At 43.0% G+C, this 14,737-nt stretch carries 15 protein-coding genes and 1 other annotated feature; all 15 genes read left to right on the top strand.

Annotated features, from left to right (window positions below; all coding sequences use genetic code 11):
- The 15 genes from CU635_RS05825 to rpsG all read left to right on the top strand — a co-directional run bounded on the left by CU635_RS05825 (window position 1) and on the right by rpsG (window position 14,737).
- Entirely contained in the window at window positions 1–507 is a 507-nt protein-coding gene (locus tag CU635_RS05825) for an NYN domain-containing protein (RefSeq protein WP_101576240.1), read from the top strand.
- Between the two features lie 91 nt (window positions 508–598).
- Window positions 599–1,231 carry an RNA polymerase sporulation sigma factor SigH gene (gene sigH / locus CU635_RS05820; protein ID WP_180955626.1) on the top strand — a complete coding sequence of 211 codons (633 nt, stop codon included), beginning with the start codon at window positions 599–601 and terminating at the stop codon, window positions 1,229–1,231.
- A 91-nt stretch (window positions 1,232–1,322) separates the two neighbouring features.
- Window positions 1,323–1,472: a 50S ribosomal protein L33 gene (gene rpmG, locus CU635_RS05815; protein ID WP_101576238.1), complete on the top strand. Its 150-nt coding sequence runs from the start codon at window positions 1,323–1,325 to the stop codon at window positions 1,470–1,472.
- Between the two features lie 55 nt (window positions 1,473–1,527).
- On the top strand, window positions 1,528–1,710 hold the full coding sequence (gene secE / locus CU635_RS05810; protein ID WP_101576237.1) for a preprotein translocase subunit SecE: 183 nt from the start codon (window positions 1,528–1,530) through the stop codon (window positions 1,708–1,710).
- A gap of 162 nt (window positions 1,711–1,872) precedes the next feature.
- On the top strand, window positions 1,873–2,406 hold the full coding sequence (gene nusG, locus CU635_RS05805; RefSeq protein WP_101576236.1) for a transcription termination/antitermination protein NusG: 534 nt from the start codon (window positions 1,873–1,875) through the stop codon (window positions 2,404–2,406).
- 169 nt (window positions 2,407–2,575) lie between these two features.
- Complete coding sequence (gene rplK, locus CU635_RS05800; RefSeq protein WP_019157072.1) at window positions 2,576–3,001, top strand: 50S ribosomal protein L11; 426 nt, start codon at window positions 2,576–2,578, stop codon at window positions 2,999–3,001.
- Window positions 3,002–3,117: 116 nt separating this feature from the next.
- On the top strand, window positions 3,118–3,816 hold the full coding sequence (gene rplA, locus CU635_RS05795) for a 50S ribosomal protein L1 (RefSeq protein ID WP_101576235.1): 699 nt from the start codon (window positions 3,118–3,120) through the stop codon (window positions 3,814–3,816).
- A 50-nt stretch (window positions 3,817–3,866) separates the two neighbouring features.
- Window positions 3,867–4,021 (top strand) — a sequence feature (ribosomal protein L10 leader region).
- Window positions 4,022–4,056: 35 nt separating this feature from the next.
- Window positions 4,057–4,557 carry a 50S ribosomal protein L10 gene (gene rplJ, locus CU635_RS05790; RefSeq protein ID WP_101576234.1) on the top strand — a complete coding sequence of 167 codons (501 nt, stop codon included), beginning with the start codon at window positions 4,057–4,059 and terminating at the stop codon, window positions 4,555–4,557.
- 96 nt (window positions 4,558–4,653) lie between these two features.
- Window positions 4,654–5,019: a 50S ribosomal protein L7/L12 gene (rplL, locus tag CU635_RS05785; RefSeq protein WP_101576233.1), complete on the top strand. Its 366-nt coding sequence runs from the start codon at window positions 4,654–4,656 to the stop codon at window positions 5,017–5,019.
- A 181-nt stretch (window positions 5,020–5,200) separates the two neighbouring features.
- Window positions 5,201–5,809 (top strand): class I SAM-dependent methyltransferase, encoded by a 609-nt coding sequence (locus tag CU635_RS05780; RefSeq protein ID WP_101576232.1) that lies wholly within the window; start codon window positions 5,201–5,203, stop codon window positions 5,807–5,809.
- A gap of 239 nt (window positions 5,810–6,048) precedes the next feature.
- The gene (rpoB, locus tag CU635_RS05775) at window positions 6,049–9,609 is read left to right on the top strand and encodes a DNA-directed RNA polymerase subunit beta (protein ID WP_101576231.1); all 3,561 of its coding nucleotides are present in this window, start codon (window positions 6,049–6,051) and stop codon (window positions 9,607–9,609) included.
- A gap of 53 nt (window positions 9,610–9,662) precedes the next feature.
- A complete protein-coding gene (gene rpoC, locus CU635_RS05770; RefSeq protein WP_101576230.1) occupies window positions 9,663–13,262 on the top strand; it encodes a DNA-directed RNA polymerase subunit beta' in 3,600 nt (1,199 codons plus the stop codon).
- 186 nt (window positions 13,263–13,448) lie between these two features.
- Window positions 13,449–13,697 (top strand): 50S ribosomal protein L7ae-like protein, encoded by a 249-nt coding sequence (locus tag CU635_RS05765; protein WP_101576229.1) that lies wholly within the window; start codon window positions 13,449–13,451, stop codon window positions 13,695–13,697.
- Between the two features lie 107 nt (window positions 13,698–13,804).
- Window positions 13,805–14,227, top strand: a complete 423-nt coding sequence (rpsL, locus tag CU635_RS05760; RefSeq protein WP_101576228.1) for a 30S ribosomal protein S12 — start codon at window positions 13,805–13,807, stop codon at window positions 14,225–14,227.
- A gap of 39 nt (window positions 14,228–14,266) precedes the next feature.
- Complete coding sequence (gene rpsG / locus CU635_RS05755; RefSeq protein ID WP_101576227.1) at window positions 14,267–14,737, top strand: 30S ribosomal protein S7; 471 nt, start codon at window positions 14,267–14,269, stop codon at window positions 14,735–14,737.

Raw genomic sequence — 14,737 nt, 5'->3', positions numbered from 1 at the left:
ATGGACATCCTCATCGTTGACGGTTATAACATGATCGGTGATTGGCCCGAGCTCAAAAGTTTAAAGATGAAAGATTTAGCCGCAGCAAGAGATGATCTTGTTGAAAAGATGGCTGAATACCAAGCGTATACTGGATATCGTGTCATTGTCGTTTTTGATGCTCATTATGTTCAGGGAACCGAAAAAAAATACCAAAACTATAAGGTTGAAGTTATTTTTACGAAGGAAAATGAAACGGCTGATGAACGGATTGAAAAATTGGCGATTTCTTTAAGTAACAGAAAAACGCAAATCCATGTAGCGACCTCGGATTTCACTGAACAATGGGCTATTTTTGGACAAGGCGCCTTAAGAAAGTCGGCGCGGGAGCTGCTAACAGAAATGAATATGATTGAAAAAGGAATTGAAAAAAAGGTAAAAAAAATTCAGGAAAAAAGACCGGGTGCAAAAATCCCTCTTAGCCAGGAAGTGGCAGAAATTTTCGAAAAATGGCGCCGGGGACAATAAGGTTGGTTGACGCTTAAAAAATACGTACTGTATAATATTTCTATCTATGCGTTTTCAGTCGGAGGGGATCTGTGTGAATACTGACTTCAGGATGAGAATCAACGAAAAGTATACCCAGCTTGATGATGAAGTAATAGTAGAATTGGTCCATAAAGGTGAAAGCGAAGCTCTTGATTTTTTGATCCACAAATATCGCAATTTTGTACGCGCAAAAGCCAGATCTTACTTTTTAATCGGTGCTGATAAAGAAGATATTGTCCAGGAAGGCATGATTGGCCTGTATAAAGCAATTCGCGACTTTCGGGAGGACAAGCTCACCTCTTTTAAAGCTTTTGCTGAACTTTGCATCACAAGACAAATTATTACAGCCATAAAAACGGCAACAAGGCAGAAGCATATCCCGCTTAATTCTTATGTTTCATTGGACAAGCCCATTTACGATGAAGAATCCGACCGTACATTAATGGATGTAATTTCCGGGGCTAAAGTAATGGACCCGGAAGAACTGATTATTAATCAAGAAGAGTTTGATCATATTGAAGTGAAAATGACAGAGCTTTTGAGTGATCTGGAACGGAAAGTACTTGCTTTATACCTGGATGGCCAATCGTATCAGGAGATCTCTGAAGAATTGAACCGCCATGTGAAATCGATTGATAATGCTTTGCAGCGTGTAAAAAGAAAGCTCGAGCGGTATCTTGAAGTCAGAGAATTTTCATTGTAATCGTTGACCGGCCTGAAGCTTGTATTGACACTGATTTTATGCCATGTTACAGTTTTAAGGACGCAAAAGATGCAATGAGTAGGTGCCATAAATGAGAAAAAAAGCTATTCTTGCCTGCAGTGTTTGCGGATCCCGTAATTACTCAACAATGAGTAACAAGCAAAACCAGGCTGAACGCTTAGAGCTGAAGAAATTCTGTAAAACATGCGGAATGCAAACGATTCATCGCGAAACAAAATAGCACTTATTTTTTTATAGATTTTATCAGGTATTCCTTGAAAGTTGGAGGTTACGAAATGCAGCGCTTAATTAATTTTTTCCGTGATACGGGCCGTGAGATGAGGAAAGTCAGCTGGCCTAAGCGGGGAGAGCTTATCCGCTATACGATCATAGTTATCGCAACTGTTACAGTGTTTGCTCTTTTCTTTGCGGTATTAGATTTAGGAATTTCAGAGTTGATTCGATTAATTCTTGAATAACCCCTGCATTCTCATGGTATAATGGAAAATAACGCAGGATATTATTGCAAAACCCGGATAACGGGTTTTTTCATTTGGGAAAAATTTTTACAAACTTAGAGCGAGCCGATGAGAATTGACTATATAAATGATGGGGAGGGAAGGACATACAAGTCCTCTTTAATGGAAAAAAATTGGTATGTTGTGCATACGTACTCAGGTTATGAGAATAAAGTAAAAGCCAACCTTGAAAAACGGGTTGAGTCGATGGCGATGCAAGATAAGATCTTCCGGGTGGTTGTTCCGGAAGAAGAAGAAACGGATTTCAAAAACGGCAAAAAGAAAGTCGTAAAACGCAAGGTTTTCCCGGGTTATGTGTTAGTAGAAATCGTCATGACAGATGATTCATGGTATGTGGTCCGCAATACGCCGGGTGTTACAGGCTTTGTTGGCTCGGCCGGGTCTGGCTCCAAGCCGACACCGCTATTGCCGGAAGAAGTTATGGTCATTCTTAAACGCATGGGTGTCGATGAAAAACGAATCGATATTGATTTTGAACTTGGAGAAACGGTGAAAGTGAAAGAAGGGCCGTTTGCAAACTTTACGGGCTCGATCGAAGAGATTGATAAAGATAAAGCGAAGCTGAAGGTTCTTGTTAATATGTTTGGCCGTGATACGCCGGTCGAGTTGGACTTTTCACAAATTGATAAATTATAATCTTAAAAACCTTGAAATTAACTTCGAAAAGTGTTAGAATTTCATAGGTCAGTATGTCTCGGACAAAGAGACTGGACATTTGTCGAGTTCTTTATTGATATAAAGACTAAGTTTGAGTGGGAGGGAAAATCCCTATTACCACATCACGGACTTTAAGGAGGTGTGTCTCGTGGCTAAAAAAGTAATTAAGGTAGTTAAATTGCAAATCCCGGCAGCAAAAGCAAATCCAGCACCACCGGTTGGTCCAGCATTGGGTCAAGCAGGTGTTAATATTATGGGATTCTGTAAAGAGTTTAACGCTCGTACAGCTGAACAAGCTGGTTTAATCATCCCTGTCGAAATCACGGTTTTTGAAGACCGTTCTTTTACATTTATTACGAAAACTCCTCCTGCTGCCGTTCTTCTTAAGAAAGCAGCTGGCATCGAGTCTGGTTCTGGTGAACCAAACCGTAATAAAGTAGCTACAGTTAAGCGTGATAAAGTACGCGAGATTGCTGAATCGAAAATGCCTGATTTAAATGCAGCTAGCGTGGAAGCAGCTATGCGCATGGTTGAAGGCACTGCACGCAGCATGGGTATCGTTATCGAAGATTAATCATGCTGAAAATGCATAGGATTGACGGGGTTGCGACGCTGAATTTGGTTTCACTCGCAACCTTTATTCGTGGGAGGTTATTCCGCTAAAACCACATTCGAGGAGGAAAAAAGAAAATGGCTAAAAAAGGTAAGAGCTATTTAGAAGCTGTTAAGCTTGTAGATCGTGCGAAAGCTTACCCGGTCGGCGAAGCGATCGAGCTTGTAAAGAAAACAAGCACTGTGAAGTTTGATGCAACTGTAGAAGTAGCATTTCGTTTAGGAGTTGACCCTAAGAAAGCAGACCAGCAAATCCGTGGAGCAGTAGTGCTTCCTAATGGAACTGGTAAAACCCAGCGCGTGCTTGTTTTCGCCAAAGGTGAAAAGGCGAAAGAAGCTGAAGCAGCAGGAGCTGACTATGTAGGGGATGCTGAGTACATCAACAAAATCACTCAAGGTTGGTTTGAGTTTGATGTAATCGTTGCTACACCTGACATGATGGGTGAAGTTGGTAAGCTTGGCCGCGTATTGGGCCCTAAAGGCTTAATGCCAAACCCTAAAACAGGCACAGTTACTTTTGATGTTGAAAGAGCTGTAAATGAAATTAAAGCTGGTAAAGTTGAATACCGTGTTGATCGTGACGGGAATGTTCATGTTCCGATCGGTAAAACATCTTTCGAAAATGAAAAGCTTGTTGAAAACTTCAACACGATTTTCGATACAATGGTAAAGGTTAAACCTGCCGCTGCAAAAGGAACATACATGAAGAACGTTGCTGTTGCTTCAACAATGGGCCCTGGCATAAAGGTAGATCCTTCATCTGCTGCAGCTAAATAATCAGGTTGACAAACAAAAACACATTGTATTATAATGTTTTTTGTTATGAATATATGAATACATTTGTACCGCAGACAGCAGGTGCCTGGATGGGCTTAATTTCCTGCCGAGGTCATACGATAGATTTTAAAAGACGTTTTTGAAACGGCTATTGTATACTTCCTCCATGTCTGCTTAAGGGACATGGAGTTTTTTTATTTGCCCGGTATGAATGCAAATGATAATACAGGAGGTGTAAGGATGAACAGAGTTATTGAACAAAAGAAACAAATCGTTGAAGAAATTACTGATAAACTTAAAACAAGTAAATCAACAATTGTCGTTGACTACCGTGGTTTATCTGTTGCTGAAGTAACTGAACTTCGCAAGCAACTTCGTGAAGCGGGCGTTGACTTTAAAGTTTACAAAAACAGCATGACGCGCCGTGCCGCTGAATTTGCAGAGCTTGCAGGCTTGAACGAAGCTCTTACAGGTCCTAACGCGATCGCGTTCAGTAACGAAGATGTAGTTGCGCCAGCAAAAATTTTAAATGAGTTTGCCAAAAAACATGAAGCTCTTGAAATCAAAGCAGGTGTAATTGAAGGAACAATCGCAACAGTTGAAGATGTAAAAGCTCTTGCGGATCTACCATCTCGCGAAGGCTTGCTTTCTATGCTACTCAGCGTTCTTCAAGCACCTATCCGCAATTTTGCTCTTGCAACAAAAGCTGTTGCAGACCAGAAGGAAGAGCAAGGCGCGTAAGTTAGCATTCTCGTTTTAGTGTAACAAAAGCAGAGGCGGCTAAACATGGGCCGGAACTGGAAAATAGATTAACCAAAAATAAGGAGGCAACAAATCATGACAAAAGAACAAATCATTGAAGCAGTTAAAAGCATGACTGTTTTAGAACTAAACGACTTAGTAAAAGCAATCGAAGAAGAATTTGGTGTAACTGCTGCAGCACCTGTAGCTGTTGCGGGTGGAGCTGTCGGCGGCGACGCAGCAGCTGAGAAAACTGAATTTGATGTTATCCTTGCTTCTGCAGGCGACCAAAAAATCAAAGTTATCAAAGTTGTTCGTGAAATCACAGGCCTTGGTCTTAAAGAAGCGAAAGAACTTGTTGACAACACTCCAAGAGCTGTTAAAGAAGGCGTTTCTAAAGAAGAAGCTGAAGAAGTTAAAGCTAAGCTTGAAGAAGTTGGAGCTGGCGTTGAAGTTAAGTAATGAAACTATAAAAAAGCTCGCTGTTTAAAGCGGGCTTTTTTTCCTCTTAAATGTTAACAAAAATAGCCGAACTAAAAATGAGCTGGATTTTTGCTTTTTATATTTCTATCCTTTATAATTCGGTTCGAATCAATAAGGCCTCATTTCCCTTCAAGACATTTCTCCGCTGGAGGTGATCTTCTTGTCAGAGCATTACTATTCTAAAACACAAAAGGTAGAAAGTGACCCGAATTACTGGGACTATAACCTTAAAGGCTACTCATTCCGCTTTAAGACAGATAATGGAGTGTTTTCAAAAAAAGATGTGGATTTTGGATCGCGACTGTTGATTGAAACATTTGTGATGCCAAAGCCGGAAGGTCTTGTATTGGATGTGGGCTGCGGCTATGGTCCAATTGGGTTATCAATCGCGAAAAGTTTCCCTGATAGAACGGTCCATATGGTAGACGTCAATGAACGCGCGCTTGCGCTGGCAAAAGAAAATGCAGCGGCCAACAGTGTAAACAATGTTTCTATTTATGAGAGTGACCGGCTCTTAAATGTTGCAGATCTCGGCTTTGCAGCTATTTTAACCAATCCGCCCATCCGTGCAGGAAAAACAGTCGTTCACGACATCTTTGAGCAAAGCTTTAGCCTGCTCGTTTCCGGAGGGGAACTGTGGGTAGTAATTCAAAAGAAGCAGGGGGCACCGTCAGCGATTGATAAATTGAAGGAATTGTACGCTGAAGTTGAGACAGTCGAAAAGAAAAAGGGTTACTGTATAATAAAAGCAAAAAAAACATTGACGTAAATTTTTGACTATGTTAATATTATAAAATGCCAATATATTATATTCAGGATATTAGCTAAATTAAACAATCGTTGTATAAATTTGGTTGTTTAAGGAGAAAATAACAAAATAATAGTTCGTAATATGAAAATGTGGTTTTTGAGTTAAAAACCCTTTTTCTTTTTGTCTTACGGAAGGGACTTGTACCCGGTAAGACGGTATAGATCCAATTATAACGCTTGATTTGAGGGGTGAATCAGTTGACAGGTCAACTAGTTCAGTATGGACGACACCGCCAACGGAGAAGTTATGCACGAATCAGTGAAGTTTTAGAATTACCAAACTTAATTGAGATCCAAACCTCTTCATATCAATGGTTTCTTGATGAAGGTTTGCGTGAAATGTTCCAGGATATTTCACCGATTGAGGACTTTACTGGTAACCTATCGCTTGAATTTATTGACTACAGTCTTGGCGAACCAAAGTATTCAGTTGAAGATTCAAAAGAACGAGATGTAACATATTCAGCACCTTTGCGTGTTAAAGTTCGTCTTGTAAACAAAGAAACAGGCGAAGTAAAAGACCAGGACGTCTTTATGGGTGACTTCCCGCTTATGACTGAAACAGGCACATTTGTGATTAATGGCGCAGAGCGTGTCATTGTTTCCCAGTTAGTCCGCTCTCCGAGTGTTTACTATAGCGGAAAGCTCGATAAAAATGGAAAAAAAGGTTTTACTGCAACAGTAATTCCGAATCGCGGCGCTTGGCTTGAGTATGAAACAGATGCCAAGGACGTCGTATATGTAAGAATAGATCGTACGAGGAAGCTGCCCGTTACGGTTCTTTTGCGTGCTCTCGGGTTTGGCTCCGATCAAGAGATCATCGATTTAATTGGTGATAACGAGTATATTCGCAACACGCTTGAAAAGGATAACACAGAAAGCACAGACAAAGCTCTATTAGAAATATATGAGCGTCTGCGCCCGGGCGAGCCGCCAACAGTCGAAAACGCAAAAAGTTTGCTTGTGTCCCGATTCTTTGACCCAAAACGCTACGATTTGGCAAATGTAGGGCGCTATAAGATTAATAAGAAACTTCATATTAAAAACCGGTTATTTGGGCAGCGTCTTGCGGAAACGCTTGTAGACCCTGAAACTGGTGAAATTATTGCTGAAAAAGGGACGACTTTAGACCGGCGTACACTGGATCGGGTCCTTCCTCATTTAGAAAAGAATATTGGTTTTAAAACTTTCGCTGCTACTGACGGTGTAGTGGATCATGACATTGTGATGCAAACGATTAAGATTTATGCACCGAATGATGAAGGGGAAAAAGAAATCAATGTTTTAGGTAATGCTTATGTTGAAGAGACGGTGAAGAATATTACACCTTCAGATATTTTTGCTTCAATAAGCTATTTCTTTAATCTTCTGCATGGAGTAGGCGATACAGACGATATTGACCATCTCGGCAACAGGCGTTTGCGCTCTGTCGGAGAATTGCTGCAAAATCAATTCCGAATCGGATTGTCCCGTATGGAACGCGTCGTGCGCGAAAGAATGTCGATCCAGGACACAAATACGATCACGCCTCAGCAGCTGATTAATATTCGTCCTGTTATTGCTTCGATCAAAGAATTCTTTGGAAGCTCACAGCTGTCTCAGTTTATGGACCAAACAAACCCGCTTGCAGAATTAACGCATAAAAGGCGTTTGTCTGCATTGGGACCTGGTGGTTTAACGCGTGAGCGTGCAGGCTTTGAAGTCCGCGATGTCCACTATTCGCACTATGGCCGCATGTGTCCAATTGAGACGCCGGAGGGCCCGAATATTGGATTGATTAACTCTTTATCATCGTTTGCAAAAGTAAATCGATTCGGCTTTATTGAAACTCCATATCGCCGTGTTAACCCGGAAACAGGAAAAGTAACCGGGCAGATCGATTACATGACCGCTGATGAAGAAGATAATTATGTAGTTGCCCAGGCGAATGTCCCTCTTGGTGAAGACGGTGCTTTCCTTGATGAGGAAGTCATTGCCCGTTTCCGTGGAGAAAATACAGTCGTTCCAAGAGACCGCGTCGATTATATGGATGTGTCTCCAAAGCAGGTGGTATCTGCTGCAACAGCTTGTATACCGTTCCTGGAAAACGACGACTCTAACCGTGCATTAATGGGTGCAAACATGCAGCGTCAGGCAGTTCCGCTTATGCAGCCGGAAGCGCCACGAGTAGGTACTGGTATGGAATACGTATCGGCAAAAGATTCTGGTGCTGCGGTTATCTGCAAGCATGAAGGAATTGTTGAACATGTTGAAGCCCGCGAGGTTTGGGTGCGCCGAATCAAGGAAGTTGATGGCCAGGAAGTCAAAGGTGACTTTGATAAATATCGGATGTTAAAATTCATCCGTTCAAACCAGGGTACATGTTATAACCAGCGTCCGATTGTCAGTGTCGGCGACCGTGTCGTAAAAGGAGAAATCCTTGCAGACGGCCCTTCGATGGAAAAAGGTGAGCTTGCGCTTGGCCGTAATGTTCTCGTCGCTTTCATGACATGGGATGGCTATAACTATGAAGATGCAATCATTATGAGTGAACGTCTTGTAAAAGACGATGTATATACATCTATCCATATTGAAGAATATGAATCAGAGTCTCGTGACACGAAGCTTGGGCCGGAAGAAATTACCCGTGATATCCCGAACGTCGGGGAAGATGCCCTTCGCAACCTGGATGAGCGTGGAATTATTCGGATTGGTGCTGAAGTGAAAGACGGCGACTTGCTTGTTGGAAAGGTTACTCCTAAAGGTGTAACTGAACTGACTGCCGAAGAACGCCTCCTTCATGCTATTTTTGGCGAAAAAGCCCGTGAAGTAAGAGATACATCCCTTCGTGTGCCACACGGCGGCGGCGGAATTGTTCTCGATGTTAAAGTGTTTAACCGTGAAGATGGCGATGAATTACCACCTGGTGTTAACCAGCTCGTCCGTGCTTATATTGTCCAAAAACGGAAAATTTCCGAGGGTGACAAAATGGCGGGACGCCATGGAAACAAAGGGGTTATCTCAAGAATTCTTCCAGAAGAAAACATGCCGTTCCTTCCAGACGGTACACCTGTCGATATTATGTTAAATCCGCTCGGGGTACCATCAAGGATGAACATCGGACAGGTACTTGAGCTTCATCTTGGCATGGCGGCAAGAAGCCTTGGCATTCACGTTGCTTCTCCAGTATTTGACGGAGCGCGTGAGGAGGACGTTTGGTCAACGATCGAAGAAGCCGGAATGGCCCGTGATGCGAAAACCATTTTATATGATGGACGTACAGGTGAACCATTTGATAACCGCGTTTCTGTCGGTGTTATGTATATGATCAAGCTTGCCCACATGGTTGACGATAAGCTGCATGCCCGTTCAACTGGACCTTACTCACTTGTTACCCAGCAGCCGCTTGGAGGTAAAGCTCAATTCGGCGGACAGCGTTTTGGTGAGATGGAAGTTTGGGCGTTAGAAGCATACGGTGCTGCGTACACATTGCAAGAAATTTTAACCGTTAAATCAGATGATGTCGTTGGCCGTGTGAAAACGTACGAAGCAATTGTCAAAGGTGAAAATGTTCCGGAACCAGGTGTTCCAGAATCATTCAAAGTATTAATGAAAGAACTTCAAAGTTTGGGTATGGATGTTAAAATCCTTTCAGGTGATGAAGAAGAAATAGAAATGCGTGACACGGAAGATGATGAGGAGCTCGGGCAGGCTGAATCATTAACGATCGCACCGGAACCAGAGGACTCTGTATCGGAAAAAGTTGGAATCAAAGAATAATCCCGATTCAGCAATAAGGGTAAAACCTAGAGATCGAAAGGGAGGTAGGCCCCTTGCTAGATGTAAATAATTTTGAGTATATGAAGATTGGTCTTGCGTCACCGGACAAAATCCGTTCATGGTCTTTCGGTGAGGTTAAGAAGCCAGAAACGATTAACTATCGTACATTAAAACCAGAAAAAGACGGCTTGTTTTGTGAGCGTATTTTCGGTCCACAAAAGGATTGGGAATGTCATTGCGGCAAATATAAGCGTGTCCGTTACAAAGGGGTAGTTTGTGACCGATGTGGCGTTGAAGTAACCCGAGCGAAGGTTCGCCGTGAGCGCATGGGCCATATTGAGCTTGCTGCACCTGTATCTCATATTTGGTATTTTAAAGGGATTCCAAGCCGGATGGGACTTGTTCTTGACATGTCCCCCCGGGCACTTGAAGAAGTCATCTACTTTGCCTCTTACGTGGTGACGGAAACTGGCGATACTGCTCTTGAAAAGAAACAGCTCCTTTCTGAAAAAGAATACCGGGCATATCGTGATAAATACGGAAATAAGTTCCAGGCTTCGATGGGTGCTGAAGCGATTAAAAAGCTTCTTTCCGACATTGATTTGGATAAAGATGTCGATACGCTTAAAGAAGAACTGAGAACAGCCCAGGGCCAGCGCCGTACTCGTGCGATTAAACGCCTTGAAGTACTGGAAGCTTTCCGTGGTTCAGGAAATGAACCGTCATGGATGATTTTAGACGTTCTTCCTGTAATTCCGCCTGAGCTTCGTCCAATGGTGCAATTAGATGGAGGCCGTTTTGCAACTTCGGATTTAAACGACCTTTACCGCCGTGTAATCAATCGTAACAACCGTTTAAAGCGCTTGTTGGATTTAGGCGCTCCAAGCATCATTGTTCAAAATGAAAAGCGGATGCTCCAGGAGGCGGTTGATGCACTCATCGATAACGGCCGCCGCGGCCGTCCGGTAACAGGACCTGGTAACCGTCCGTTAAAATCTCTCTCTCACATGCTTAAAGGTAAACAGGGACGGTTCCGCCAAAACCTTTTGGGAAAACGTGTTGACTATTCTGGCCGTTCTGTAATCGTCGTAGGCCCGAATTTAAAGATGTATCAATGTGGATTGCCGAAGGAAATGGCTCTTGAACTGTTTAAACCGTTTGTGATGAAAGAGCTTGTAGAAAAAGGTTTAGCCCATAACATCAAATCGGCTAAGCGCAAAATTGAAAGAGTGTCACCAGAAATCTGGGATGTGCTTGAAGACGTCATTAAAGAGCACCCTGTATTGCTTAACCGGGCCCCAACTCTTCATAGACTTGGTATCCAGGCGTTTGAACCGACATTGGTGGAAGGCCGTGCAATCCGTCTTCATCCGCTTGTATGTACAGCATACAATGCCGACTTTGACGGTGACCAAATGGCAGTTCACGTTCCATTGTCTGCAGAAGCGCAAGCAGAAGCAAGACTTCTCATGCTCGCTGCTCAAAACATCCTGAACCCTAAAGACGGTAAGCCGGTTGTTACTCCATCACAGGATATGGTATTAGGTAACTACTACCTAACGGTCGAGCGCGAAGGTTCTGTCGGGGAAGGCATGATTTTTAAAGATACAAACGAAGCACTGATTGCTTACCAAAACGGCTATGTCCATTTGCATACAAGAGTTGCGGTTCATGCCGGATCGTTAAACAACCAGACATTTACAGAAGAACAAAACAAAAAGCTGATGATTACAACTGTAGGAAAGCTTATCTTTAATGAGATTTTGCCTTCGACATTCCCGTATATTAATGAGCCTACTAAACAAAATCTTGAGGAGAAAACTCCAGAAAGATACTTTGTAGAGCCGGGTTCTGACGTTAAATCAGTCATTAGCGGAATGCCGCTTGTCGATCCGTTTAAAAAGAAAATCCTTGGAAACATTATCGCTGAAGTGTTTAAACGTTTCAAAATCACAGAAACGTCGAAAATGCTTGACCGCATGAAAGACCTTGGATTCAGGCACTCTACCAGAGCTGGAATTACAGTTGGTGTCGCGGATATCGTTGTATTAAAAGAAAAGCAGGAGATTATTCAAGAAGCGCAAGGCAAGGTTGATAATGTCTTAAAGCAGTTCAGACGCGGTCTCATTACTGAAGATGAGCGCTATGACCGGGTTATTTCAATCTGGAGTGCTGCGAAAGATAACATTCAAGCGAAGCTGATGAAATCTCTTGATAAAACGAATCCGATCTTTATGATGAGTGATTCAGGTGCCCGTGGTAACGCGTCTAACTTTACCCAGTTAGCCGGGATGCGCGGTCTGATGGCCAACCCGGCCGGCCGGATTATCGAATTACCGATCAAGTCCAGCTTCCGTGAAGGCTTAACAGTACTGGAGTACTTTATTTCCACACACGGTGCCCGTAAAGGTCTTGCTGATACAGCCCTTAAAACAGCTGACTCAGGTTACTTGACTCGTCGCCTTGTTGATGTCGCCCAGGATGTGATTGTTCGTGAGGATGATTGCGGAACGGACCGAGGCTTGTTGATCAGAGCGCTTAAAGACGGCACGGAAGTAATCGAATCTCTTGAGGAACGATTAATTGGCCGTCATGTAAGAAATGCGATCAGGCATCCTGAAACAAACAATGTGATTGTTGAAGCAAACGGCTTAATTTCCGAAGATATTGCTACAGAGATCGTTGCAGCTAATATTGAAGAAGTAAATATCCGGTCTGCTTTCACATGTAATACCCGCCATGGTGTATGTAAAAAATGTTACGGCCGCAACCTGGCAACCGGCCAAGAGGTTGAAGTTGGCGAAGCAGTTGGTATCATTGCTGCTCAATCAATTGGTGAACCGGGTACCCAGTTAACGATGCGTACTTTCCATACAGGCGGAGTTGCTGGTGACGATATTACGCAGGGTCTGCCTCGTATCCAGGAGCTGTTTGAAGCACGGAATCCTAAAGGGCAAGCGGTTATCTCAGAGCTTGCGGGAACGGTTGTCGGAATTAACGAAGGAAAAGACCGCCAGCATGAGATCGTCGTTCAAGGTGAAGTGGAATCCCGTACGTATAATGCTCCGTACACTGCCCGCTTAAAAGTGGCTGTGAACGATCGAGTCGAGCGCGGAGAGGAACTTACGGAAGGTTCTATTGATCCGAAAGAATTGCTCAAAGTTAGAGATGTTAGAGCTGTTCAGGAATACTTGCTTCGCGAAGTGCAAAAGGTATACCGGATGCAGGGCGTTGAAATCGGCGATAAGCACATCGAAGTAATGGTCCGCCAGATGCTTCGGAAAGTGCGCGTGATCGATGCTGGAGAAACCGATGTTCTTCCAGGAACGCTTCTCGAGATCCATCAGTTTACCGATGCAAACGAAAAAGCACTTCTCTCTGGAAAACTTCCGGCGACAGGAAGACCGGTATTGCTTGGAATCACAAAAGCATCGCTTGAAACAGATTCATTCCTTTCAGCGGCTTCCTTCCAGGAAACAACAAGGGTTCTTACCGATGCTGCGATCAAAGGCAAGCGCGATGAACTTCTAGGCCTGAAAGAGAACGTTATTATCGGCAAGCTTGTACCAGCCGGAACCGGCATGCAGCGGTATCGAAAAGCGGAGCCGCTTCTTAAAGAAGATACGCTTGAAGATGCTATAACGGTTGAGTAAAAAAGCTTAATAATTAAGCGGTACTTGCACGGTCGAACACACCGTAAGTACCGCTTTTATTTCTAAAAAAAGAATTATGATATATAACTTTTTAAAAAAACCTTTTACAATGTTGACATCCTTATAGCAAAATGTTAATATAGCAAAGGTGCTCCTATTTACCTGGTGCTTTGGAGGATATGATAAATGTCTTATGAAAAAGTAATTCAGGCTAAGAAAATTATCGTAGGAACAAAACAGACGGTTAAGGCGCTTCAATCCGGTAAAGCCATTGAACTAGTTGTTGCTGACGATGCTGACCCAAGGGTAATAGCAAAGATCAAGCAAACAGCCACGGAAATGGACATACCGATTTCCCATGTGTGTTCCATGAAAAAACTTGGTAAGGCATGCGGTATTGAAGTGGGTGCCTCAGCGGTCGCAATAATCGTTTAAAAACTGTTTTTGCAGTATGATACATGCAAGAACTTTGTTTTTTGTTTTAAAATGAACCACCTGGATGTGTGGGCTTTAAATGTAGAAATGAAGGGAGGAAAAAATCAATGCCTACAATTAATCAATTAGTGCGCAAACCTCGTAAAACTAAAGAGGAAAAGTCAAAATCTCCTGCGCTTAATAAAGGGTACAACAGCTTCAGGAAAGCACAAACAAATGTATCTTCACCACAAAAACGCGGGGTTTGTACTCGTGTTGGTACTATGACACCGAAAAAGCCGAACTCAGCATTGCGTAAATATGCGCGTGTTCGTTTAACAAACGGTATCGAGGTTACTGCTTACATCCCTGGCATCGGGCATAACCTGCAAGAGCACAGTGTTGTATTGATCCGTGGCGGACGTGTAAAAGACTTACCTGGTGTACGTTATCACATCGTTCGTGGCGCACTTGACACTGCTGGAGTAACTAACCGTATGCAAGGCCGTTCTAAATATGGAACGAAAAAGCCTAAAGCTGCTAAAAAATAATCTATTAAATCTAAGCTTTTTTTGAAAGGAGGAACATCCATGCCTCGTAAAGGACCTGTTGCAAAGAGAGACGTATTACCGGATCCGATTTACAACTCAAAGCTGGTATCTCGCCTGATCAATAAAATGATGGTAGACGGCAAGAGAGGTAAATCACAAGCAATTCTTTATTCTGCATTTGATATTATTAGCGAACGTTCTGGCAAAGAGCCGATGGAAGTGTTTGAACAAGCACTGAAAAACATCATGCCAGTACTTGAGGTTAAAGCTCGCCGTGTAGGTGGTTCTAACTACCAAGTACCGATTGAGGTGCGTCCAGAACGCCGGACAACTCTTGGTCTTCGCTGGTTAGTAAACTACTCACGCCTTCGTGGAGAAAAGACGATGGAAGAGCGTTTAGCTAATGAAATTCTTGATGCTGCCAACAACACTGGAGCATCAGTGAAGAAGCGTGAAGACACACACAAGATGGCTGAAGCAAACAAAGCATTTGCTCACTATCGCTGGTAG

Source organism: Bacillus canaveralius (assembly GCF_002860125.1).
GTDB lineage: Bacteria > Bacillota > Bacilli > Bacillales > Cytobacillaceae > Bacillus_BJ > Bacillus_BJ canaveralius.
Note: the sequence above shows the minus strand (reverse complement) of the source record. Positions and strands in the feature narration are given on the sequence as shown.

Excerpts from the sequence above, each read along its gene's own strand:
- CU635_RS05825 (WP_101576240.1), top strand. The coding sequence starts at position 1 with ATGGACATCCTCATCGTTGACGGTTATAACATGATCGGTGATTGGCCC.
- sigH (WP_180955626.1), top strand. The coding sequence starts at position 599 with ATGAGAATCAACGAAAAGTATACCCAGCTTGATGATGAAGTAATAGTA.
- rpmG (WP_101576238.1), top strand. The coding sequence starts at position 1,323 with ATGAGAAAAAAAGCTATTCTTGCCTGCAGTGTTTGCGGATCCCGTAAT.
- secE (WP_101576237.1), top strand. The coding sequence starts at position 1,528 with ATGCAGCGCTTAATTAATTTTTTCCGTGATACGGGCCGTGAGATGAGG.
- nusG (WP_101576236.1), top strand. The coding sequence starts at position 1,873 with ATGGAAAAAAATTGGTATGTTGTGCATACGTACTCAGGTTATGAGAAT.
- rplA (WP_101576235.1), top strand. The coding sequence starts at position 3,118 with ATGGCTAAAAAAGGTAAGAGCTATTTAGAAGCTGTTAAGCTTGTAGAT.
- rplJ (WP_101576234.1), top strand. The coding sequence starts at position 4,057 with ATGAACAGAGTTATTGAACAAAAGAAACAAATCGTTGAAGAAATTACT.
- rplL (WP_101576233.1), top strand. The coding sequence starts at position 4,654 with ATGACAAAAGAACAAATCATTGAAGCAGTTAAAAGCATGACTGTTTTA.
- CU635_RS05765 (WP_101576229.1), top strand. The coding sequence starts at position 13,449 with ATGTCTTATGAAAAAGTAATTCAGGCTAAGAAAATTATCGTAGGAACA.
- rpsL (WP_101576228.1), top strand. The coding sequence starts at position 13,805 with ATGCCTACAATTAATCAATTAGTGCGCAAACCTCGTAAAACTAAAGAG.
- rpsG (WP_101576227.1), top strand. The coding sequence starts at position 14,267 with ATGCCTCGTAAAGGACCTGTTGCAAAGAGAGACGTATTACCGGATCCG.